We start from the raw sequence: 646 nt of genomic DNA on the forward strand, positions 1-646 counted from the left end.
CTCGTTTCAGCCATGAGCCTCTATCCCTCAAGTCCTGGCCTCCACGTTACGAGGGGAACCACACCGGCGGGGGCACGGCGACCGACGCGCAGTTGCGGGACGCCGTCGCCTCGGGCGGGGTGAACCTGCTCGACCTGCCGACTTACGGGACCTACCAGCACACCTATGCCGAGCTGTTGGCTGCGCACGACGACCTGATTACCGCAGCCGGTGACCGGGTGACCTTGCTGCGTCTCGGCGACGCCGCCGACGTGGAAGCCACCCGGCTCTATCTGGCCCTGGCCGGTAGCTCGACGCCACACGGCGAGGCGGACCTCGCGATCCTCAGCGAGCTCGCAGTCGCCTGCGTGGACGGCGTGCAGCCGGTCGAGATTCCGGTACGGGAGAACCGTGCCGTGCTCAACGGGGTCCGGCTCGTCCTCGGCCGGCCGCTGGTCGGCGTGGACACGACGACCGACGTGCTGCGTCTTGCCTGCCAGGTCTCCGGCGGGGACGCCTCGCTCGTGACGCCCACGCGATTCCGTGCCTTCCGGCGCCCGGAGCGGCGGATGCTGCTGGCCGCACTGGACAGGGTTGTCGGTGCTACAGATCTTGAATGGCCAGGTTCGTCCGATGTGGTCTGGTGTGACGGGTGTGGGCTGGGGTA

At 68.9% G+C, this 646-nt stretch carries 1 pseudogene; it reads left to right on the forward strand.

The window, feature by feature from the left end:
* Window positions 1-646 (forward strand): annotated as a pseudogene (locus V6U90_RS33755) (hypothetical protein); the annotation flags it as partial.

Source organism: Micromonospora sp. CPCC 206060 (genome assembly GCF_036906895.1).
In the GTDB taxonomy this organism is placed as follows: Bacteria; Actinomycetota; Actinomycetes; order Mycobacteriales; family Micromonosporaceae; genus Micromonospora.